A 21,231-nucleotide genomic window follows, 5' to 3' on the forward strand; every position below is an offset into this window, starting at 1 on the left:
TATCCCCCTATTTTATAAAGAAACGCTGGATATCATTCCACGTTACGGCAACCATCAATAATACCAAAATTCCGACACCGATTAAGGTGATAACATTCTCATATTGTTCAGGAATTGGTTTTCTTCTAATTGCTTCAACGATATTTAACAAAATTTTCCCACCATCTAAGGCTGGAATAGGTATCAAGTTAACGATCCCCAAATTCATCGATAACATTGATGTGAACAAAATAATATTGATTAATCCAGTTGAAGCCACTTTGGAAGTCATCGAATAAATTCCGACCGGACCAGACAACTGATTAATACTAAATCCACCAGAGACCATCTTGCCTAAAGCATGGAAAATTGTTAATGAGGTACTCCAGCTATATGTAAAGCCATATTTAATCTTACCAAGGACAGACGAATCCAATTTTGCAGTAATTCCAATCATGCCAAACTTTTGACCTGATTGTTTAACTGTCTTGGGAGTTAATTTAATTTGTTCAGTTTTTTTACCACTTTGAACACCTAATGTAAGGTTCTTGCCAGGATTGTTTTGAATTTTCTCAGTCAAAGCAGCCCATGAGCTTGTTTTCTTACCGTTAACGCTAAGAATCTTATCATTAGCTTTTAAACCGGCTTTTTGAGCCACAGAGTCATTTTGAACTCCACCTAGTTGATTGGTACCTGTACCAACTGAGCCCATCATAAAGGCTGCTAAAATAGCCGCTACGATAGCTAGGATAAAGTTATTGAATGGCCCTGCAAAGTTAGTGATCATTCGTTTCCAAACAGAAACTGATTGCAACTGCACGTCACGAGGAGCAATTTGAACTTCGGTTCCGTCCTCTTCAACAATCGTTGCATCATGATCAACTGAATATTTCTTAGTGACAGATTCGTCACCATTTTCGTATCCTTCAATGATTAAATCATCGACAAGGTCAGCTTTTGAGATTTGAACTGGAACCGCGTTTGCATCGTAAACTTTACTTGAAGTTATAATTTTTGTTACTTTGTTGTCATCATTCAAAACTAAAGATGACATTGTTCCGGGTTGGATCTCAGAGTCATCTTCCTGGGCACCAGCCATTCGAACATAACCACCTAGAGGCAAAAGTCTCAAAGTATATGTCGTATGGTTTTTTCTGTATGCCACAATTTTTGGACCCATTCCAACAGAAAATTCCCGAACCAAGATTCCGGATTTTTTTGCTGCATAATAGTGTCCAAATTCATGAACGATCACTAAGATTCCAAAAACGATTATAAATGTAATTATCGCGGTCATTTTAACCTCCACGAGCTGCTGTTTATACTAAACCAAAAATGTGTAACAAAGGTAGCACGATCAACATGCTATCGAAACGATCCAAAATCCCACCATGACCTGGTAGGATATTTCCTGAATCCTTTACTTTGTAGAATCTCTTGTAGGCTGACTCAATCAAGTCACCCATTTGTCCCATAATTGAAAGTACGAAGGCAATCATCAACATGGTTGTCATTGAGTACTCTTGGGGAACGAAATACATGTAAGCTCCAGAAAGAATCAAAGCCATAATAATACCGGCAATAGTACCTTCCCAAGTTTTGTTAGGACTAATTGCAGGCCATAACTTGTGCTTACCAATTTTTCTACCAAATGAATAAGCAAAAATATCAGTTGACCACACAACAATCAAGGCATACATCAACAGACCTAAACCAGGAGCTGAATTTCTAACGGCTGCTAGGTAGTGGAAACCAGTACCAATGTAAAGCATTGATACAACTGACACACCAGCATCTTCAAAATTAAATTTATTCTTAGTCAAAACTGTAATGATCAATAAGATGATCGAGAAGACGTAAAACAAATCCAAACGTGTGAAGCTCTTTGGGAACCATCCACGATAGAAACCGTCTGGCACAACTAAGGCCAAAGTTCCTAAAATGGTAACCAAAAAGTCCATTGAAACGATGATTCTTTTACGCATGATATAAACTTCAAACACACCAACTGCAGCTAAAGCTACCGCAGCAACCTCTAGCCACACTCCACCAGCAAGCAATATGGGAATAAAGATTGCTAATGCAATAACGGCGGTGATTACACGTTGTTTCATAATTTTCCCCCAAACTAACTAAACAGAACCGTATCGACGATCTCGTCTGTCAAATTCTTTAATATCCTCAATCAAGTTGTCGACTGAGTAATTTGGCCAATATGTCTTATCAAAAACCATCTCTGAATAAGCCAATTGCCACAACATAAAGTTGGAAATTCTTTCTTCGCCACTAGTTCTGATCAAAAGATCAGGATCAGCTAAATCTCCAAGTTGACCAGTCAATAAGTGATTGGCGAACATCGAGTCGTCAATTTTGTCTGGATCTATTGAACCATTAACAGACTCGATTGCCAAACTTTTAGCAGCATGTATAATTTCTGCACGACCACCGTAATTAAAAGCAAAATTGAGGATCATTCCAGTATTATCCTTAGTGTCCTCAACTGCTTTCAATACAACTTTTCTCGTTCTGTCAGGCAAATGATCCGTAAATCCAGTTACCATTACTTTAATATTTTCTTTAATCAAATCTGGCATAAATGTTCCAAAGAAATCTACCGGCAAGCGCATCAAGAAGTTAACTTCCTTGCTTGGACGGCTCCAATTCTCTGTAGAAAAAGCATAGAGACTCAAAACCTTTACTCCCAAATGACTCGCTGCTGTTGCAATCGTTTTGACATTATTCATGCCTTCTTTATGTCCAGCAATTCTTGGTTGACCTTTTTCTTTAGCCCAACGCCCATTACCATCCATAATAATTGCAATATGCTTAGGAACAGATATTTCAGGATCCAATTGTCTCTTATTATCCTCTGCCATCGAGATTAACCTTCAGTGATTTCTTTTTCTTTGGCTGCAGCTAACTTGTCAATTTCAGCAATTGCATCGTCAGTTACCTTTTGAACATCTTTTTCAAGCGTATGGAATTCATCTTCAGTAACATCGCTAGCTTTCAATTGTCTCTTCAAATCGTCCATAGCTTCACGACGAACGTTTCTAACGGCGATACGGCCACCTTCGGCCTCTTTACCAACTTGTTTAGCAATCTCTTGTCTGCGTTCACCAGTAAGCTGTGGGATAACCAAACGAATAACATTACCATCGTTAGCTGGGTTCAAACCAAGATCTGATGAATTGATAGCATGTTCGATGTCATCAAGTGAAGATTTGTCATAAGGTGTGATTAAAAGAACACGTGCTTCAGGAATGTTAATTGAAGCAACTTGGTTCAAAGGAACATCACTACCGTAGTATGAAACCTTAACGTTGCTCAAAATTGAGGCGTTAGCTTTACCAGCACGGATGTTAGCCAATTCACGGTTTAAAACCTCGGCTGACTTTTTCATGTTTTCTTTAGCTTTGGAAATAGCTTTATTTGTCATCATTACCATCCTTTATAATTGTTCCGATATTTTCACCTTGAACAACTTTCTTGATATTTTCAGGCTTGTTCAAGTTGAATACGATCAATGGAATATTGTTGTCCATTGACAATGATGAAGCTGTTGTATCCATAACTCCAAGATTCTTATTAATGAGATCAAGTTGTGTTAATTCTGAATATTTCTTAGCATTTGGATCTTTCTTAGGATCAGCTGAGTATACACCATCAACGTTGTTTTTAGCCATTAAGATGACGTCAGCTTCAATTTCAGCAGCACGCAATACAGAAGTTGTATCAGTTGAGAAGTAAGGATTACCAGTACCACCAGCAAAGATTACGACACGGCCTTTTTCAAGGTGTCTGATAGCCTTTCTTCTAATATATGGTTCAGCAACTTGGCGCATTTCGATAGAAGTTTGCACACGTGTTGGAACACCAATGTGTTCTAGTCCATCTTGTAAAGCTAGTCCATTCATAACTGTAGCCATCATACCCATGTAATCGGCTTGGGCACGATCCATACCCATTTCGGCACCAGTTTCACCACGCCAAATATTACCGCCACCACAAACGATAGCAACTTGAACACCTAAATCGTGAACACTCTTAATTTGTTCAGCTATTTTTTTGATAACTGGGGGATTAATACCAAATCCTTTTTCTCCAGCTAATGCTTCTCCAGAAACTTTTAAAATTACTCTTTTATACTTGATATCAGGCATAAGTACTCTCCTTTAATTTTGCTACTAAACATTTTAACATATTCGCTACACTAAAATTATCTAATCACTATTTTTAAATAAAAATTGCTCGGATACAACCCTTTATACAAAGAAAAGGTCGTTTAATTCAAAAAATGAATTAAGCGACCCTTCTCAAAAATAAATAAATTTATTAGTTATTCATTTGGTTCTTTACTTCTTCAGCGAAATCTTCTTGTTTCTTTTCGATTCCTTCACCGACTTCGTAACGAGCGTATGAAATTAGTTTACTGTTCTTTGATTCAACGAATTGTTGAACAGTCATATCTGAATCCTTAACAAATTCTTGGTCAGCCAAACTAATTTCTGACAAGTACTTGTTCAAACGGCCTTCAACGATTCTTGGAATGATCTTTTCAGGTTTACCTTCAGCTTTTGTTTCTTCAGTAAAGATAGCCTTTTCATGTTCAAGAACATCAGCAGGTACTTGATCACGATCCATGTACTTAGGGTTGATAGCAGCAACGTGCATAGCAACATCCTTAGCAGCATTTTCGTCTTTACCTTCAAGAGTAACAATAGCACCAATTAAGCCACCGTTATGTAGGTATGAGCCGAATACTTGTGCATCTGTCTTATCAAGAACTTGGAAACGTCTCAAGCTAATCTTTTCACCGATAACAGCTGTTAAGCCAGTGATAGCGTCGTTAACTGAACCTTCGCCAAGACTTAAAGCTAATGCTTCGTCCATAGTCTTTGGTTCGTTTTCAACAATAGCCTTACCAATTGAGTTAACAAGATCGATAAACTTATCATTTGATGAAACAAAGTCAGTTTCTGAGTTAACTTCGATGATAGCAGCCTTGTTACCTGAGATTTCGATATGTGTTAAACCTTCAGCAGCAATGTTTCCACTCTTCTTAGCAGCTTTAGCAATACCTTTTTCTCTTAACAAGTCAACAGCTTTGTCCATGTCTCCATCAGCAGAAACCAATGCCTTTTTAGCATCCATCATACCAACGCTTGTCTTATCACGTAATTCTTTAACTTGAGCAGCAGTAATTTTAGCCATTCGTAAATCCTCCAGTCGTATAAATAAAGCCATCTTACTCAGATGACTCTATTTTACGGATATTATTTTAATTATTTGTTATCGTTATTGTTTGTTGCGTTTGCCAAATCTTCGATTGACTTGTCATCAGCAGCTTCTGTAGCTTTGTCAGCCTTCTTGTCAGCAAAGTCAGCATCCGAAACAGCTTCTTCACCTTGCTTACCTTCAACGATAGCGTCAGCCATCTTAGCAGTAATCAATCTTACGGCACGGATAGCATCATCGTTTGAAGGAATGATAACATCAATAGGATCTGGATCTGTGTTTGTATCAACCATAGCTACGATAGGAATGTTAAGTTTCTTTGCTTCGTTAACAGCAATGTTTTCCTTGTGAGGGTCAACGATGAACATAACATCAGGGATTCTTGGCATATCTTCGATACCACCAAGGAACTTCTCTAACTTAGCTTGTTGCTTTGTAAGTAGAGCAACTTCTTTCTTAGGTAGACGTTCAAAAGTACCATCAGTGGCCATAGCCTTGATTTCCTTTAATCTCTTGATACGTTTTTGGATTGTGTTCCAGTTAGTCAAAGTACCACCTAACCAACGGTGGTTAACGTAGTATTGACCGGCACGTGTAGCTTCTTCAGCAACAGCGTCTTGAGCTTGCTTCTTTGTACCAACGAATAAGAAAATTCCGTTGTCACCGGCAACAGCTTTCATATAGTTGTAAGCATCGTCGATCATACGAACAGTCTTTTGTAAATCAATGATGTAGATACCATTTCTTTGTGTAAAGATAAATGGCTTCATCTTTGGATTCCAACGTCTTGTTTGGTGACCGAAATGTACACCGGCTTCGAGCAATTGTTTCATAGAAATAACTGACATAAATAGTTCCTCCTGGTTTTTACCTCCACTCAAGTCATGTCTGACTGAAACGCTTGCGCGCACCATCAATCAAATCGTTGAGTGTGTGTATTCAATACAGGTAAATATTATATTGGAAAATACTCATTAAATCAAGTAGTCTTGCCAATTTATTCCGTTACTTTTTAATAAAGTGATTTTTTGCTGACGACTGAGCTTCTTAATCGCAATCTCGCGTTTCAAAGCTTCAGACTTATTAGCCAACTCTTCGGAATACATTAATTTGACCGGACGCCTGATTTTAGTATATTTAGCACCCTTACCTGCATTGTGGGTCGCAACACGTTTTTCAACATTATTGCTGGTACCAGTATAAAAGGTTTTGTCATTGCAGAGCAACATATAAACGTAATATTTTTTATTTTCCATTGATAATTAAACTTGCCTCTTTACTTAACTGATGATTCTCATCATAAATCACTAAATCTGGTTCAACACGTAATGATGCCGCTTTGACAGTTTTAACAACATCCAGTAAAACTAGGTTAGCGTCCTTAGTAGCAGTCGATCTGACAAAACGTATACGCTTGGGCTGCAACTTTTCTTGTGTCATAACACTGAACAATTCACTCAGACGTTCCGGTCGATAAACGATAAATGCATGCGAATTTTCTTTTAACAGTATTTTAATAGTAGAAAGAATATCGGTAAGATCCGCTTTTAACTCGTGGCGAGCAATTGCTAAGACCGGATTATCCTTAATTACTGTTGAATCCGACAGTTTAAAATAAGGTGGATTGCAGACAATCGTATCAATTGTATCATGTGCTAAATATTTCTGAACATTTTTTAAGTCATCATTAATCGAATGAACTTGTTGTTCCAGATGATTGTCCAAAATACTCTGCTGTGATAATTTGGCAAGTCCTGTTTGAATTTCTACAAGATAAATTTGAGCGTGAGTCTTCGCGGCTAAAGACAAACCGATTGCCCCATTTCCAGCGCATAAATCAACGACTTTACCTTTTTTTACTGGTTTGGCGAAATTATAGAGTAAAATAGTATCAAGGTTAAACGAGTAGAGTTCTTTGTCTTGATTGATGATGATTCCACTGTTAGAAATTATATCTTGCGAATTAATCGACATATTGCACCTGCTTTATGTTATTTTAAATAAGTCAAAATTATTTTTGGGAGAATGATATTTCTATGTTTTATAAAGTTATCCGTGTTTTAGTGAGAGGTTTAATATTTTTACTAAATGGGCACTTCGATGTTGTTGGTAAAGAAAATTTGCCAGACAAACCATATATCTTGGTTGCGCCCCATCGAACATGGTGGGAGCCAATCTTCTTCGCGCTCGTCATTGCACCACGAGATGCAACTTTTATGGCTAAAAAAGAGCTCTTTAAAAATCCGATTTTACGATATATTTTGGTTCACGCCCATGCCTTCCCAGTTGATCGTGCCCATCCAGGCCCTTCAGCAATCAAAACTCCAGTTAAAGCTTTGAAAAAAGAAGGCCGAGTTTTAATTATGTTCCCTTCTGGTACACGTTACTCAGAGGAACTCAAGGGTGGAGCCTCATTGATTGCCAAGTTATCTAAAGCTCCATTAGTTCCCTTTGTTTATCAGGGACCTTTAACTTTCGGCGGTTTGATGATGCATAAGAAAATCACCGTTGGTGTTGGACCTGAAATTGATTTCGATTTCAAGGCTAAACTCAATGATGAACAAACGAAACAAGTTAATGAAGATATGGAACAAGCTTGGAAAGATATTGATAATGAAATTGATCCAAGTTTTGAATATATTCCACCTAAGAAAAAGTAGTTTTCTCCGGTCATAAGTAAAATATAGTTTATGCTGTGGGGATCGGTCCGAGCCACAGTGCGGTCTCGAACCTCGACTTGAAGCCTTGCAAAAACCGCAAGTCTCCAAGCTCGTCCCGTGGTGTAATGGCTAAAGCCATAACGCCACCTCCACTGCATAACTACATTTTACTTATGACCTCCGCTTTTTATTAATATTAATTGGAATTTTGAAAAACGATTCAGTAGTAATTATAATAAATAATTATATACCAAAAATAGCCCCAGAATCTTAATAGATTCTGAGGCTATTATTTTTTCTCTAAATTGAATTCTTACCGATATCGCGTCGATAGAAAATATTTTCTTGTTCCATCTTATCTAATTCACGGTAAATCTCATTTTGAGCTTCTGACAGCGTTTGGGATTGTGTTTGTACCAAATACAAACGTCCACCATTACTGATCAGACGATGGTTCTCCTTGCGTACACTGGCAAAATTAGTTGTCAGCGGGCAGCTTCTGAAATCATCGGTACTGCCCAGGTCTCCGGAAACTTGTTTAATCGGATAGCCTTTGCTGACCGCAAAAACTCCTAGGTTTAAACCAGTTTTTTCCCATTCAATCTCAGTAATTTTCTTGTGGTGGAGAATTTGTTCGATTATTTCTGATAAATCAGATTGCAATCTTGGCAACACTACTTCTGTTTCAGGGTCACCGAAACGAGCGTTGAATTCGATTACTTTGATACCATTCTTCGTCATGATCAAACCCGCATAAATGATACCGGTATACTTGATACCTTGCTTATAAAGCTCTTTCACAAATGGTTTGATAACTGTTTCAATAGCTGTTTGTTCAATCTCAGTTGAAATATTAGCCACTGGACAGACAGCACCCATACCACCAGTATTTGGCCCTTTGTCATCTTCAAAAATCTTTTTATAATCTTGAGCTAGTGGCATTGGATAAAAACGCTTGTGGTCTACAAAAGCCATCAGAGAGAATTCTTCACCTTCTAGGAATTCTTCAATCACAACTCTACGCGTATTAAATTTATGACCATCCAACAATTCTGTTACTTTCTCAATTGCATCCGTTTGATCAGGTGAAATATAGACACCCTTTCCGGCAGCTAACCCGTCGGCTTTAATAACAATTGGAAACTCCGCATCTGTTTTTAAAAAGTCTGTGGCTGCTTGTAAATCAGTGAATTCCTGATAACTGGCGGTCGCAATTCCAGCGTCAGCCATTAATTTCTTTGTAAATGACTTTGAACCTTCAATTTGAGCGGCTTCTTTGGTAGGCCCGAAAATCAATAGCTTACGACTCTTGAAAAAGTCAGCGATACCATTAACCAACGGATCTTCAGGTCCCACAATCGTATAGTCGATCTCATTTGTTTCAGCAAAATTTGCTAAATGGGAAAATTCATCTTCATCAATCGAAATTGTCTTGATACCATTCAACTTCATCCCATCATTACCGGGAGCACAAAAGACAACGTTCTTTGGATTCTTTAGTAGTGACTGACAAATGGCATCCTCACGTGCACCTGAACCGACTACGAGTATTTTCATTAAAAGACCTCTCTTCTAGTGTTTAAAGTGTCTTCTACCAGTGAAGACCATTGCAATTCCAAATTTATCAGCCATGTCGATTGAATCTTGATCCTTGATTGAACCACCTGGTTGAACAATTGCAGTGATGCCATGTTCAGCAGCGTATTGCACACAGTCGTCCATTGGGAAGAAAGCATCTGAAGCCATGATAAGTGGTGAATGTGTTTCAGCCTTTTCTTCTTGTTCGATAGCAATTTTAACTGAACCAATACGATTCATTTGACCAGCACCGATACCTAAAGTCTTGTCAGTTGTTGTAATAACGATGGCATTACTCTTAACATGCTTAACAACTTGTTGACCGAATAATAGAGCTTTCATTTCTTCGTCAGTTGGAGCTTTCTTAGTAACAACCTTGAATTCATCCATTTGATCAACTGTTGTATCACGTTCTTGAACTAACAAGCCACCCATAACTGAAACGTATTCGTGTTTGTCAGCTGCTTTTGCTTGTGAAAAGTCGAGTGTCAATAGACGGATATTCTTCTTAGCTTCCAAAATTTCCAAAGCTTCATCAGTAAAACTAGGAGCAATAACAATTTCAAGGAAGATCTTGTGCATTTCTTCAGCAATTTCTTTAGTTACTTCACGGTTAACCGCAACGATACCACCGAAAATTGACATTGTATCGGCTGTATAGGCTTTGTGCCAAGCTTTGTAGATACATTCATCATCAACACCGACACCACATGGATTCATGTGCTTCAAGGCAGCAACACAAGGTTGGTCGAAGTCAGCAACGATTCTCAAGGCAGCATCTGCGTCTTTGATATTGTTGAATGAAAGTTCCTTACCATGCAATTGTTTAGCTGAGGCGATTGAATAAGCTGAAGGCATTGCACTTTGATAGAAGGCAGCCTTTTGATGTGAATTTTCACCATAACGTAATTCTTGATGATAGTCGTAACCAAGTACTTCAACGTCAGGGAATTCATCGCCATTAAGATCTGTCAAATAGTGAGCAATGATACTGTCATATTCAGCTGTGTGACGGAAAGCTTTAGCAGCCAAACGACGTCTGAGAACTGTGTCATCTTCATCAGATTTGATGCTTTCCAAAACTGTTTCATAATCACTAGCATCGATAACAACGTAAACGCTCTTGAAATTCTTTGAAGCGGAACGAATCATTGATGGACCACCGATATCAATTTGTTCGATTGCTTCGGCAGGTGTTACGCCATCTTTAGAAATAGTTTCTTTAAATGGATATAAGTTAACACAGACAAGGTCGATAGTTTGAATATTGAGTTTTTCCAAAGTTTGCATGTGTTCAGGATTATCACGTTTTGCTAATAGTCCAGCGTGAACCATTGGGTGCAATGTCTTAACACGGCCATCAAGAATTTCAGGGAACTTAGTAACTTCGTCAATTTCAGTAACTTTAACGCCGTTTTCTTGTAGCTTCTTGTATGTACCACCAGTTGAGATAATTTCAAAATCGTTAGCAATTAAACCTTTAGCAAATTCAACAACACCTGTTTTATCTGAAACACTGATCAAAGCTCTTTTCATTTTTTATCTACCCCATTAGTTTTATTTAGTAAATCAAGAATTACTTGGCGATACATTTGATGCTCAGTTTGGTGAATCCTAGCTTCCAAACTCTCTTCAGTATCATTGGTCAAACGAACAACTTTTTCTTGCTTGATGATTGGACCAGTATCGACCCCTTCGTCAATATAGTGAATCGTTACACCTGTCACCGCATCCCCAGCTTCAAAAGCTCGTTCAATCGCTTCGAGACCAGAAAACTTAGGCAAAAGCGATGGATGAATATTGATAATATGATTTGGATAAGCTGCCAACAAGACAGGCGTAACAACACGCATATAACCTGCTAATAAAATGTATTCAATTTGAAGCGGCTTTAACTTTTCAATAATAGCTTGTTCATACGCACCACGATTAGGATAATCACTCAACTGATTAATAAAAACGGGAATATCATATTTTGCTGCCCGTTCAATCACGTGAGCTTCCTTTTGATCACAAACGACCAATTCGATTTCCAAACCGACGTTGTGCAATTCATCTGACTTGGCAATAGCTTCAAAGTTACTACCGTTTCCCGAGGCAAAGATTGCTACTTTCATAGCTGATCCCCTTTCAAAATCAAACTTTCTTTCGACTTAGGAACGACTTCCCCAATCGTATATGCAACAGTTTCTTTCTCATTCAATAACTCTAAAACTTCCAATTCTTTAGAAGCGTCAACGGTAATTACCATTCCGATACCCATGTTGAAAATATGATACATATCGGCTGTTTCTAATTGACCATACTTTTGTAACAAACCAAATATTGGTAACTTAGGCCAAATATCAACATTGATTTTTGCAGCTAGATTGTCTGGCAACATCCGTGGAATATTCTCATAGAAACCGCCACCGGTGATGTGTGAAATGCCCTTGATCAAACGTTCATCAAGTAATGGCACAATATCTTGCACATAAATCTTAGTTGGTGTCAGTAGTAGCGCACCTAGTGTTTGCTCGGTATATTCTGGCAAAACACTATCGACAGTCAATTTATGTTCTTGGAAGAAAATCTTACGAACTAGTGAATAGCCATTAGAATGAATTCCACTCGACTTCAAGCCAATTAAAACATTGCCGGCTTGAATATTTTCTTTCTTCAATAAATCATCTTTTTCACAGATACCCACTGAGAAACCAGCAATATCATAATCTTTAGCTTCATAAACTCCGGGCATTTCCGCAGTCTCGCCACCAATTAAATTGACATTAGCTTGATTACAACCGGCGATAACTCCCTTGAGGATTTCTTCAATTTTGTCATCAACCTTACCAGTTGAAATATAATCCAAGAAATATTGTGGTGTTGCACCCTGAGCCAAAATATCGTTGACACACATGGCTACACAGTCGATTCCGATGGTATCCCACTTCTTAGCTTCCGTTGTTAACAGCAATTTAGTTCCCACACCGTCATCACTCGAAACTAAAACGGGGTGCTTATAACCTTCGGGAATCTCATAAACACCACCGAAATTTCCGATATTACTGTTATGTGTATTCTGTTTCACAAATTTAGAAATTTTATAACCTGATTCGACGTTAACGCCCGCATCTTGATAGGGATTAGACATTGAATGCCTCCTTATTTTCTAGATTCATAATCGTAAAGATAAGTTGGATAGTCACCATTGAAATATGACATATCTAAACCGGAATATGGTGCATCGGACTTCAAACCGATTGCATCGATCAAGCCTTCTTCACTCAAGAATTTCAACGAATCGGATCCGAATATTTCATTCATTTCTGGAATTGACTTGTGAGCTGCAATCAATTCGCTTTTTTCTTGAATATCGATTCCGTAGAAACAAGGATGCATAAATCTTGGTGACGCGATACGCAAGTGAACTTCCGTTGCTCCAGCATCCCTCAATAGTTGCACGATGTATGCACAAGTTGTCCCACGCACGATTGAATCGTCAACTAAGATAACTCGTTTGCCTTGAACAACACCTTTAACAGCAGCCAACTTTTGACGAACACTCTTTTCACGTAGTTCTTGAGTTGGTTGAATAAATTCACGGCCCATATATTGGTTCTTAATCAAGCCCATTTCATATGGCAAGCCACTTGCTTCAGCGTAGCCACTAGCTGCAGATAATGAGGAGTTCGGTACACCAACGACAATATCGCCAAGTGCTGGAAATTCTTTAGCCAAGTTAGCTCCCATACGTTTTCTAGCCGAGTGAACGTTAACGCCCAAAATATCTGAATCCGGACGAGCAAAGTAGATGAATTCCATTGAACAAATAGCCAATTTCGTATCAGTTGTCCATTGATCAATTTTCATTCCATCATTGTCGATCGTAATCAATTCACCAGGTTGTACGTTGCGAACCAATTTGGCTCCGACAGCGTCCAGTGCACAAGTCTCACTAGCCACAACATATGCTCCATTATCTAATTGACCGATTGAAAGTGGACGGAAACCATGTGAATCCAATGCCACAAGCATGGCATCTTTCGTCAAAAGTAAATATGCAAAACCACCTTGAATCTTATTCAATGCTTCAACAATTTTTTCATGGAAAGTTGGTGCGTTGGAAACTTTAATCAAGTGAACTAATACTTCAGAATCAGAACTAGATTTGAAGATGTGACCTTTTTCTTCTAATTCCTTTTTCAAAGTCACAGCGTTAGTTAGATTACCGTTGTGAGCTAAAGCAATTTGACTGTCCGTAAAATCGAACAAGAGTGGTTGCACATTCTCAATCTTATTTTCACCAGCTGTCGAGTAACGAACGTGTCCAATTGCTGAATCACCAACTAAAGAATTCAAATATTCTGGTTTAGAAAAGACTTGTGTCAACAATCCTAAATTACGATAAGCACGAAGTTTTTTGCCATCATTAGCAACAATTCCGGCACCTTCTTGACCACGATGTTGCAGACTGTGGAGTCCTAAATACGTTAGATAATTAGCATTTTCAGCGCCCCAAACACCAAAGACACCACATTCTTCATTTAAACTTCTTACTTCATTAGGCACGCAATGGCCTCCTTCCAGTTTTTACCGGCTGTTAATCCGTTGATTTCCACAGATTCATCAGCAGTAGTAACTTTGAATTCTGGTGCTGCAGTAACTGTTCCTAAACATTCAATATCAGTAGCTACGAGTTCTTCAAACACAGTTTGATTTTCTGGAGCAACTGTTACTAAGAAACGAGATTGTGTTTCTGAGAACATTTGAGCTGAAGTTAAACTTGTATTGATTTCAAAACCTAATTCATTTTCGAAAGCTGATTTTGACAAGGCAACTGCCAATCCACCTTCTGATAAATCGTGACAACTCATAATTAGCTTTTGAGAAATTGCTTGGCGGATAATATCTTGATGTAATTTTTCTTGGTCTAAATCTAAATTACGCAAGTTTCCTTTTAATTTTCCAGATTGAGCCATTTGTAATTCTGACCCGTTGAAATCGTCTTGAGTTTGACCAACTACATAGATCAAATCACCGGCTTCTTTGAATGCAGTAGTTGTGACATTATCGATATCGGAAATCAAACCGACCATCCCAACCATGGGACTTGGATAAATTGCAACATCGTTGTATTCGTTGTAAAGCGAAACATTACCAGAAATTACTGGTGTATTGATTTTTTCACAGGCACTAGCAATCCCTTCAACACTCTTGTCTAATTCCCAGAAAGCTTCAGGATTTTCAGGATTACCATAATTCAAGCAGTCAGTAACACCAATTGGTTCACCACCACTGGCAACAATATTTCTAGCTGCTTCCATGACGGCAATTTGACCACCAACATATGGATTCAAGTAAACGTATTTCGAGTTGCTATCGTTAGTCATGGCGATAGCTTTTCTTGTACCACGGATTCTAACAACACCACTGTCGCTACCAGGACGAACTAATGTATTAGCTCTAACTTGTGAATCATAAGTTTGGTAGAAATGTTTCTTACTAGCAATATTGGGACGTTGCAACATTTCATTCCAAGTTTTTTCTAGCGAATCAATTACAGGCACAAATTGATAATCTTTGTCATCAATCATGCGTTGTGGTTGAGTTTCTTCACGGTCATATTCAGGAACATCTTCAGTCAAACTGTCGACGGGAATATCGGTTACTAATTCATCATGGTGATAAATCTTATATTGCTTATCAGTTGTAACTTGACCAATCACGACTGCATCAAGTTCAAAGTGCTTGAAGAAAGCCAACACATCATCAACGAATTCTGGTTTAACACAGAGAACCATTCGTTCTTGAGATTCAGATAACATCATTTCGTAGGCGTTCATTTCAGTTTCACGTTGGGGAACTTTATCCAAGTTCAACACGAGACCAGAGCCAGCTTTTGAAGCCATTTCGGCAGTTGATGAAACTAAACCAGCGGCACCCATATCTTGAATACCTAAGATCCATTCAGGATGCTTTTCAATAATTTCAACACAAGCATCCATCAATAGCTTTTCAATAAACGGATTACCAACTTGAACGGCTGAACGTTGTTTGTTCTTAGTATCCGTAAATTCGTCAGAAGCAAATGTTGCACCGTGGATACCATCACGACCAGTTTTAGCACCGACATAGACGATTAAATTCTTATCGCCACTAGCTGTACCGTGCTTGAAATCAGTATTATTCAATAAGCCGACACACATCGCATTTACGAGTGGATTGTGTTCGTAGCAATCTTCAAAGGCAATCTCGCCACCAACTGTTGGCAAACCAATACAGTTACCGTAACCACCGATACCAGCAACAACTTCATTAACTAGGTGCTTTGTTTGACCATCTTTTAAAGGACCAAATTTCAAACTATTCAAAAGTGCAATCGGTTGCGCACCCATTGAAAAAATATCTCTAATGATTCCGCCGACACCTGTTGCTGCACCTTGATAGGGTTCAACCGCAGAAGGATGATTGTGACTTTCAGCTTTAAAGACAACTGCCTGATTATCACCAATATCCAAAATTCCGGCATCTTCACCAGGACCCGCAATCACGCGTTCACTCTTGTTAGGCATCTTGCGAAGAACTTTTTTAGAATTCTTATAAGAACAATGTTCACTCCACATTACTGAATAAAGACCCGTTTCAGTGTAGTTTGGCAAACGTTTGAGAATCTTTGTGCTGATCAAATCATATTCGGAATCTGTTAAACCCCATTGTTGATAAATTTTTTCATCTTTAATTTGTTTTGCCGTAGGTTCAGTCATTAATTATTCACCTTTACTTGATAATTGATTATTGATTGAAATAGTTTCAGTCCATCGTCAGAACCGAGAATTTCTTCAATTGCACGTTCTGGGTGGGGCATCATGCCTAGGACATTCTTTTGTTTGTTAGTTACGCCAGCGATATGTTCCACACTGCCGTTAACATTTTCAAGATATTGGAAAGCAATTTGATCATTGGCTTTTAATTCAGCTAAAGTCTTGTCATCACAATAATAACGACCCTCACCATGAGCGATTGGAATATTGATTACTTCATCTTTTTCATAGCCATTTGTAAAGGCAGTCTGATTATTGACAACTTTTAGAGCAACTGTTTCACAGATAAAGCGACCTTGCTCATTTTTAATCAAGGCACCTGGCAATAAACCAAGCTCTGTTAAAATTTGGAATCCATTACAAATCCCGAGGACAATTTTGCCTTCGTTAGCGAAACGAATAATTTCTTTTACAATTGGGGCATGAACGGCAATCGCACCACTACGCAAGTAGTCACCGTAAGAAAAGCCACCAGGAATCAACACACCATCAAAACCAGCTAAACTTTCAGCTCGATAGTCGACAAGTTCAACTTGTTGTTCAATACCATCACGAATGGCGTAATACAAGTCCATATCGCAGTTAGAACCAGGAAAATTGATTACGGCAAACTTCATCTATTCTGCCTCCGCAATTTCATAACGATAAGTTTCAATATTGGGGTTGGCTAAAAGGTCATCACAGATAGAGTCAACATCTTTTTCCAAGTCAGCATAATCATCGGCAAACTTTAATTCGAAATATTTACCCATGCCCACATTTTCAACTTTGTTGTAACCCATAGAATGGACAGCTGATTTAATAGCTTCTCCTTGAGCGTCTAATACGGAATCCTTTAGAGTGACATACACTTTAACTAATTTCATAATTCTCTCCTATTTGTCTTGTAGTCGTTGCAAAACTGTTTGATAAGTTTCTACTAAATTGCCTTCATGCTTGCGGAAAACATCTTTATCCATTGAATGATGATCATTCTTGTTCCAAATTCGACAATTATCTGGTGAAAATTCATCGACAAGGATAATTTCACCGTTGTATTTACCAAATTCCAACTTGAAATCAACTAAGTCGAAATCAGCTTTAGCAAAGAATGGAATCAACAATTGATTGATTTTCAAAGTCTCTTGTTTGATATATTCAATGTCTTCGTTGTCAGCAATGCCTAGCGCGTGAATTTGAGATTGATTAATCACAGGATCATCCAAAGCATCGCTCTTGTAATAAAATTCAATGATCGGTTCTTTTAACTTTTGGCCTTCTTCAATTTGGAACTTACGTACCAAAGACCCGGAAGTAATATTTCTTAAAACAACTTCCAATGGAAATACTTGAGTTTTCTTAACTAATTGTTCATGGTCAGAAAGATTCTTAACCAAGTGTGTTTTGATACCATTTTCGATTAAATAATTAAAAACAATTTGTGAAATCTGACAATCCAGAACACCCTTACCTGGTAAAATTTCTTTCTTCTTACCATTCAATGCTGTGGCTTGGTCTTTATAAACAATCAAAACTTCGTCGTCATTTTCTGCTTGGTAGACATTTTTAGCCTTACCTGTATAAAGCAACTTATCTTCTGTCATAAATTTACACATCCCAAATTGAATTATTTTCAATAGCTTGCTTTGTAGCTTGTAAATCATCACTCAAAATCGTGATATGACCCATTTTGCGGTTATTTTTAACACTATCTTTGCCATAATCGTGGAAATGCCATTCTGGATGTTCAACTAACTCATTCTTAGCATTTTCCAAGTGTTGTCCGAGCAAGTTGACCATTGCGGCAGGTTTTAATAGCTCGACTTTTGGCATGGCAAGATTACAAACACCACGGATATGTGCATCGAACTGTGAAATGTTGCAGGCCTCAATCGTCAAGTGACCGGAATTATGTGGGCGTGGCGCAATTTCATTAACGAAAACTTCATCCGATTCTGAAATAAAGAATTCGATACACATTGTTCCGACCAACTCGAGATTATGAGCCAGCGTCTCACCAACTTGATAAATATGTTGCTCAGCTTTTTCGCTGATATCAGCTGGACAAGTACTGAGATGCAAGATGTTGTGACGGTGAACATTCTCAATAACAGGGAAAATTGATGTTTCACCACGAATGTTAGCAGATACGATAACTGAAACTTCTTTTTTCAGATCAATCTTCTTTTCCAACATACATGGTCCATGCATCAATAACTTTTCAATTTCGGCAAAATGAGCTTTCTCAGGGTCCTCAATCAAAATTTGACCTTTACCGTCATAACCACCACGAATTGTCTTCAAGATTACCGGAGCACCTAACTTTTCAACGCCTCGGTGATATTCAAAGATATTAGTAATTTCGATATGTGGCACCACTTTAAAACCGCTGGCTTCGATAAAGTTCTTTTCGGACACACGATTCTGAGTGGCTTTCAAAGCTTTGGTACCCTGTGGGACTTGAGTATATTTCTTAACTTCATTGATAGCATCAGCGTCGACATTTTCAAACTCATAAGTCAAAACATCACATTGCTTAGCCAACTCAATCAATTTATCAAGATCATCATATTCAGCGACAATTTGTCCATCTGACACTTGAGCAGCTGAACAATTTTCTTGCGGATCCAAAATGATGACTTTATAACCCATCTCTTTAGCTGAAAATGACATCATCTGGCCTAATTGACCACCACCGATAATGCCGATTGTTGCTCCTGGCAGTAACGTATTATCCAAGGTCTTTCCCACTTTCTACTGACTTATCGTGCATGGCTTGAACATATGCTGATAGATTATTTTGATAAGTTGGATTATTTAAAGCACAAATTTTTGTGGCGAGAATGGCTGCATTCTTTGCACCAGCCTCACCGATGGAAACTGTCGCAACTGGCACACCAGCTGGCATTTGAACAATTGATAGCAACGAATCCATTCCCTTGAGATATTTGGAAGGAACTGGAACGCCAATGACTGGCAAAGTTGTTGAAGAAGCAATCATTCCTGGTAAATGAGCTGCACCTCCAGCTCCAGCTATGATAACTTGATAATTTTCATGAGCATGATTGGCAAAGTCCAACATCTCATGTGGCATCCGATGTGCCGAAATTACTTTCGTTTCAAAACTAACTCCCAGTTCATTCAAAACATCGATTGTGTTCTGCATGATCTTCAAATCAGAAATTGAACCCATAACTATTGCTACGTCGTGCATTACTTTTTCCACCTTTCTTGCTTTGGTATCCAAAGTTTATCAGGGATTGAAAATTCTTTCAATGCTAAATACGCATTTTATTCATTTATTTTTGTCTATTGTTCGTATTTACCGTTTACATTTTGTCTTTAATAATTATAAAAATATTAATAGTTCGTATTTAGCTATCATTTTATTTTTTGAGACAAAAAAATAAGCGATATACATATAAATATATGTATATCGCCTAAATGACATAACTATTTGTTATTCTTTTGTGAATTCTTCATAGTATTCATTAATTGATTAAGCTTCTTTTGTGAAGGTTTTTGACCCATTTGCGCCATCATTTGTCTGATCATATCAGCACTGATTGGTGGATTGTCTTGGAAGTATTTCTTCATATACCATCTGGCAGCGAAGAAACCACCAACTAATCCAACTAGCAAAGCTATAACGCCAACAACTATTGTGATTCCCATTTATGTTCTCACCCTTTCCATACACTTATTAATATTACAAAAAAAGTTAGACAATTGAAAGTCTAATCGTCACGTAATCCTTTTTTCCGTTGAATTTCGCGAACTTTTTCAGGAGTAACTTCATTTCCTGCTTTATCATAGACCTGTGTCATCTCTAATTGAGACTTAAATGCGGCACGGAAGTTCTTCAAGTATTCTTTACGTAATTGTGCTTGTTGATCTTCTTCTTCCTTAGTAATAGTGCCGTCTTTAGCCTTATGGGCTAGTTCGTTAATCTTCTTGAGCAATTCTTCTTGTTCGTTCATTATTTCAATTCCCCTCGATACAATCGAACACTTGTTTGAAGTTGTATTCAAATTTTGATACAATCTATTTAAGATATTAACAATGAGGTGTTCTAATGTCAAAAGCTGAAGGCTCTAAACAGTCACAAATTTTACAATGTATTTATGATTATTTAGATGAACATGGATATCCGCCAACTGTTAGAGAAATTTGCGAAGCCGTAGATCTCTCTTCAACGTCAACGGTTCATGGTCACCTATCTCGTCTTGAGAAAAAAGGATTTATCCAAAGAGACCCCACAAAGCCCCGTGCTATCGAGCTTACTGGTGCTGGTCTTAATTCAATTGGTATCAAATCCAAACAAATTCCTATTTTAGGTGCCGTTGCTGCTGGTCAACCTATTACCGCTGAAAGAAATCCTGATGGATATTTTCCAATCCCACCTGATCTTACTCGTGAGTCTGGTGAATTATTCATGTTGGAAATTCACGGCGAAAGTATGATCAATGCTGGAATCTTTGATGGCGATCATGTTATTGTACATGAACAAAATTTTGCTAATAATGGTGAAATTATCATTGCCATGACTGAAGATATTGAATCAACATGTAAGAGATTCTATCAAGAAAATGGACATTACCGCCTACAACCTGAAAACGATACAATGGATCCAATTATTTTAGACAGCGTCGAAATCATTGGTAAAGTTGTTGGATTATATCGTTCACAAATTTTTTAAAAGGAAACCACTCAATTAAGGGTGGTTTTTTGTTTTGCCGTCTCCAGGGAAAAGAACAGTTACCTGCTATGCGGACCGGCCCGAGCCAAAGAGCGGTCTCGAACTTTGTCTCCAGTGTACAAAAAAAGTTCTAAGAGAAGAAATTGATCTTCCCTCAGAACTAATCTTAGGTTGTTTTTGAAGCCTTACCAAAGACCGGTAAGTCTCCAAACACGCCCGGTGGTGTAATGGCTGAAGCCATAACGCCACTATCACAGCCGCTAACTATTCTTTTCCCTTCCGACTAATTTATCGC

General features: G+C 38.1%; 24 protein-coding genes. 2 read left to right on the forward strand and 22 right to left on the reverse strand.

From position 1 onward, the window contains the following. Positions 1-7: 7 nt before the first annotated feature. From rseP to JP39_RS06650, 9 genes are all read right to left on the reverse strand, one after another. Complete coding sequence (gene rseP / locus JP39_RS06610; protein WP_041499717.1) at positions 8-1,276, reverse strand: RIP metalloprotease RseP; 1,269 nt, start codon at positions 1,274-1,276, stop codon at positions 8-10. A 22-nt stretch (positions 1,277-1,298) separates the two neighbouring features. Further along, entirely contained in the window at positions 1,299-2,093 is a 795-nt protein-coding gene (locus JP39_RS12735) for a phosphatidate cytidylyltransferase (RefSeq protein WP_041499716.1), read from the reverse strand. A gap of 18 nt (positions 2,094-2,111) precedes the next feature. Further along, positions 2,112-2,861, reverse strand: coding sequence for an undecaprenyl pyrophosphate synthase (locus tag JP39_RS12740; RefSeq protein ID WP_041499715.1), 750 nt, complete (start codon positions 2,859-2,861; stop codon positions 2,112-2,114). Then, entirely contained in the window at positions 2,861-3,418 is a 558-nt protein-coding gene (frr, locus tag JP39_RS06625; RefSeq protein ID WP_041499713.1) for a ribosome recycling factor, read from the reverse strand. Before frr ends, JP39_RS12740 begins: the two co-directional genes overlap by 1 nt. After that, positions 3,408-4,142: a UMP kinase gene (gene pyrH, locus JP39_RS06630; protein WP_041499712.1), complete on the reverse strand. Its 735-nt coding sequence runs from the start codon at positions 4,140-4,142 to the stop codon at positions 3,408-3,410. The genes frr and pyrH overlap by 11 nt, the downstream gene beginning before the upstream one ends. A gap of 172 nt (positions 4,143-4,314) precedes the next feature. After that, the gene (gene tsf / locus JP39_RS06635) at positions 4,315-5,193 is read right to left on the reverse strand and encodes a translation elongation factor Ts (protein WP_041499710.1); all 879 of its coding nucleotides are present in this window, start codon (positions 5,191-5,193) and stop codon (positions 4,315-4,317) included. 71 nt (positions 5,194-5,264) lie between these two features. Then, the gene (gene rpsB / locus JP39_RS06640; RefSeq protein ID WP_041499708.1) at positions 5,265-6,065 is read right to left on the reverse strand and encodes a 30S ribosomal protein S2; all 801 of its coding nucleotides are present in this window, start codon (positions 6,063-6,065) and stop codon (positions 5,265-5,267) included. A gap of 126 nt (positions 6,066-6,191) precedes the next feature. Then, the gene (locus tag JP39_RS06645; protein WP_041499707.1) at positions 6,192-6,473 is read right to left on the reverse strand and encodes a GIY-YIG nuclease family protein; all 282 of its coding nucleotides are present in this window, start codon (positions 6,471-6,473) and stop codon (positions 6,192-6,194) included. Beyond that, positions 6,463-7,191 (reverse strand): tRNA1(Val) (adenine(37)-N6)-methyltransferase, encoded by a 729-nt coding sequence (locus tag JP39_RS06650; protein ID WP_041499706.1) that lies wholly within the window; start codon positions 7,189-7,191, stop codon positions 6,463-6,465. Before JP39_RS06650 ends, JP39_RS06645 begins: the two co-directional genes overlap by 11 nt. Positions 7,192-7,253: 62 nt before the next feature. Between JP39_RS06650 and JP39_RS06655 the strand changes: the two genes are divergently transcribed. Continuing rightward, positions 7,254-7,877, forward strand: a complete 624-nt coding sequence (locus tag JP39_RS06655; protein ID WP_041499705.1) for a lysophospholipid acyltransferase family protein — start codon at positions 7,254-7,256, stop codon at positions 7,875-7,877. A gap of 300 nt (positions 7,878-8,177) precedes the next feature. On the opposite strand, the gene purD is transcribed toward JP39_RS06655, so the two are convergent. The 13 genes from purD to JP39_RS06720 form a co-directional block, all read right to left on the reverse strand. Beyond that, positions 8,178-9,434 carry a phosphoribosylamine--glycine ligase gene (gene purD, locus JP39_RS06660; protein ID WP_041499703.1) on the reverse strand — a complete coding sequence of 419 codons (1,257 nt, stop codon included), beginning with the start codon at positions 9,432-9,434 and terminating at the stop codon, positions 8,178-8,180. Between the two features lie 15 nt (positions 9,435-9,449). Further along, a complete protein-coding gene (gene purH, locus JP39_RS06665; protein WP_041499702.1) occupies positions 9,450-10,991 on the reverse strand; it encodes a bifunctional phosphoribosylaminoimidazolecarboxamide formyltransferase/IMP cyclohydrolase in 1,542 nt (513 codons plus the stop codon). Continuing rightward, positions 10,988-11,572 (reverse strand): phosphoribosylglycinamide formyltransferase, encoded by a 585-nt coding sequence (gene purN / locus JP39_RS06670; protein ID WP_041499701.1) that lies wholly within the window; start codon positions 11,570-11,572, stop codon positions 10,988-10,990. Before purN ends, purH begins: the two co-directional genes overlap by 4 nt. Continuing rightward, positions 11,569-12,588 (reverse strand): phosphoribosylformylglycinamidine cyclo-ligase, encoded by a 1,020-nt coding sequence (gene purM, locus JP39_RS06675; protein WP_041499699.1) that lies wholly within the window; start codon positions 12,586-12,588, stop codon positions 11,569-11,571. Before purM ends, purN begins: the two co-directional genes overlap by 4 nt. 11 nt (positions 12,589-12,599) lie before the next feature. After that, positions 12,600-14,006, reverse strand: a complete 1,407-nt coding sequence (gene purF / locus JP39_RS06680) for an amidophosphoribosyltransferase (RefSeq protein WP_041499698.1) — start codon at positions 14,004-14,006, stop codon at positions 12,600-12,602. Then, on the reverse strand, positions 13,991-16,201 hold the full coding sequence (purL, locus tag JP39_RS06685; RefSeq protein WP_041499696.1) for a phosphoribosylformylglycinamidine synthase subunit PurL: 2,211 nt from the start codon (positions 16,199-16,201) through the stop codon (positions 13,991-13,993). The genes purF and purL overlap by 16 nt, the downstream gene beginning before the upstream one ends. Further along, on the reverse strand, positions 16,201-16,875 hold the full coding sequence (purQ, locus tag JP39_RS06690) for a phosphoribosylformylglycinamidine synthase subunit PurQ (RefSeq protein ID WP_041499694.1): 675 nt from the start codon (positions 16,873-16,875) through the stop codon (positions 16,201-16,203). Before purQ ends, purL begins: the two co-directional genes overlap by 1 nt. Next, positions 16,876-17,124 (reverse strand): phosphoribosylformylglycinamidine synthase subunit PurS, encoded by a 249-nt coding sequence (gene purS, locus JP39_RS06695; protein WP_041499693.1) that lies wholly within the window; start codon positions 17,122-17,124, stop codon positions 16,876-16,878. Positions 17,125-17,133: 9 nt separating this feature from the next. Further along, positions 17,134-17,841, reverse strand: a complete 708-nt coding sequence (gene purC / locus JP39_RS06700; protein WP_041499691.1) for a phosphoribosylaminoimidazolesuccinocarboxamide synthase — start codon at positions 17,839-17,841, stop codon at positions 17,134-17,136. A gap of 4 nt (positions 17,842-17,845) precedes the next feature. Next, a complete protein-coding gene (gene purK / locus JP39_RS06705) occupies positions 17,846-18,976 on the reverse strand; it encodes a 5-(carboxyamino)imidazole ribonucleotide synthase (protein ID WP_041499689.1) in 1,131 nt (376 codons plus the stop codon). After that, a complete protein-coding gene (purE, locus tag JP39_RS06710) occupies positions 18,969-19,451 on the reverse strand; it encodes a 5-(carboxyamino)imidazole ribonucleotide mutase (protein ID WP_041499688.1) in 483 nt (160 codons plus the stop codon). The genes purK and purE overlap by 8 nt, the downstream gene beginning before the upstream one ends. Positions 19,452-19,690: 239 nt before the next feature. Beyond that, the gene (locus JP39_RS06715) at positions 19,691-19,912 is read right to left on the reverse strand and encodes a YneF family protein (RefSeq protein WP_041499686.1); all 222 of its coding nucleotides are present in this window, start codon (positions 19,910-19,912) and stop codon (positions 19,691-19,693) included. A gap of 62 nt (positions 19,913-19,974) precedes the next feature. Beyond that, positions 19,975-20,217 carry a DUF896 domain-containing protein gene (locus tag JP39_RS06720; protein WP_041499684.1) on the reverse strand — a complete coding sequence of 81 codons (243 nt, stop codon included), beginning with the start codon at positions 20,215-20,217 and terminating at the stop codon, positions 19,975-19,977. 95 nt (positions 20,218-20,312) lie between these two features. On the opposite strand from JP39_RS06720, the gene lexA reads away from it, so the two are divergent. After that, entirely contained in the window at positions 20,313-20,936 is a 624-nt protein-coding gene (lexA, locus tag JP39_RS06725) for a transcriptional repressor LexA (RefSeq protein ID WP_041499683.1), read from the forward strand. Positions 20,937-21,231 lie beyond the last annotated feature (295 nt).

Source organism: Companilactobacillus heilongjiangensis, assembly GCF_000831645.3.
GTDB classification, from domain to species: Bacteria; Bacillota; Bacilli; order Lactobacillales; family Lactobacillaceae; genus Companilactobacillus; species Companilactobacillus heilongjiangensis.

What these genes read in the sequence shown, in the direction of transcription:
- purE (WP_041499688.1), bottom strand. Translation starts at nt 19,451, where the DNA reads ATGCACGACGTAGCAATAGTTATGGGTTCAATTTCTGATTTGAAGATC.
- rpsB (WP_041499708.1), bottom strand. Translation starts at nt 6,065, where the DNA reads ATGTCAGTTATTTCTATGAAACAATTGCTCGAAGCCGGTGTACATTTC.
- purL (WP_041499696.1), bottom strand. Translation starts at nt 16,201, where the DNA reads ATGACTGAACCTACGGCAAAACAAATTAAAGATGAAAAAATTTATCAA.
- purQ (WP_041499694.1), bottom strand. Translation starts at nt 16,875, where the DNA reads ATGAAGTTTGCCGTAATCAATTTTCCTGGTTCTAACTGCGATATGGAC.
- JP39_RS06715 (WP_041499686.1), bottom strand. Translation starts at nt 19,912, where the DNA reads ATGGGAATCACAATAGTTGTTGGCGTTATAGCTTTGCTAGTTGGATTA.
- purD (WP_041499703.1), bottom strand. Translation starts at nt 9,434, where the DNA reads ATGAAAATACTCGTAGTCGGTTCAGGTGCACGTGAGGATGCCATTTGT.
- frr (WP_041499713.1), bottom strand. Translation starts at nt 3,418, where the DNA reads ATGACAAATAAAGCTATTTCCAAAGCTAAAGAAAACATGAAAAAGTCA.
- JP39_RS06720 (WP_041499684.1), bottom strand. Translation starts at nt 20,217, where the DNA reads ATGAACGAACAAGAAGAATTGCTCAAGAAGATTAACGAACTAGCCCAT.
- JP39_RS06645 (WP_041499707.1), bottom strand. Translation starts at nt 6,473, where the DNA reads ATGGAAAATAAAAAATATTACGTTTATATGTTGCTCTGCAATGACAAA.
- purM (WP_041499699.1), bottom strand. Translation starts at nt 12,588, where the DNA reads ATGTCTAATCCCTATCAAGATGCGGGCGTTAACGTCGAATCAGGTTAT.
- JP39_RS06655 (WP_041499705.1), top strand. Translation starts at nt 7,254, where the DNA reads ATGTTTTATAAAGTTATCCGTGTTTTAGTGAGAGGTTTAATATTTTTA.
- purN (WP_041499701.1), bottom strand. Translation starts at nt 11,572, where the DNA reads ATGAAAGTAGCAATCTTTGCCTCGGGAAACGGTAGTAACTTTGAAGCT.
- JP39_RS06650 (WP_041499706.1), bottom strand. Translation starts at nt 7,191, where the DNA reads ATGTCGATTAATTCGCAAGATATAATTTCTAACAGTGGAATCATCATC.
- rseP (WP_041499717.1), bottom strand. Translation starts at nt 1,276, where the DNA reads ATGACCGCGATAATTACATTTATAATCGTTTTTGGAATCTTAGTGATC.
- purS (WP_041499693.1), bottom strand. Translation starts at nt 17,124, where the DNA reads ATGAAATTAGTTAAAGTGTATGTCACTCTAAAGGATTCCGTATTAGAC.
- lexA (WP_041499683.1), top strand. Translation starts at nt 20,313, where the DNA reads ATGTCAAAAGCTGAAGGCTCTAAACAGTCACAAATTTTACAATGTATT.
- tsf (WP_041499710.1), bottom strand. Translation starts at nt 5,193, where the DNA reads ATGGCTAAAATTACTGCTGCTCAAGTTAAAGAATTACGTGATAAGACA.
- pyrH (WP_041499712.1), bottom strand. Translation starts at nt 4,142, where the DNA reads ATGCCTGATATCAAGTATAAAAGAGTAATTTTAAAAGTTTCTGGAGAA.
- JP39_RS12735 (WP_041499716.1), bottom strand. Translation starts at nt 2,093, where the DNA reads ATGAAACAACGTGTAATCACCGCCGTTATTGCATTAGCAATCTTTATT.
- purC (WP_041499691.1), bottom strand. Translation starts at nt 17,841, where the DNA reads ATGACAGAAGATAAGTTGCTTTATACAGGTAAGGCTAAAAATGTCTAC.
- purH (WP_041499702.1), bottom strand. Translation starts at nt 10,991, where the DNA reads ATGAAAAGAGCTTTGATCAGTGTTTCAGATAAAACAGGTGTTGTTGAA.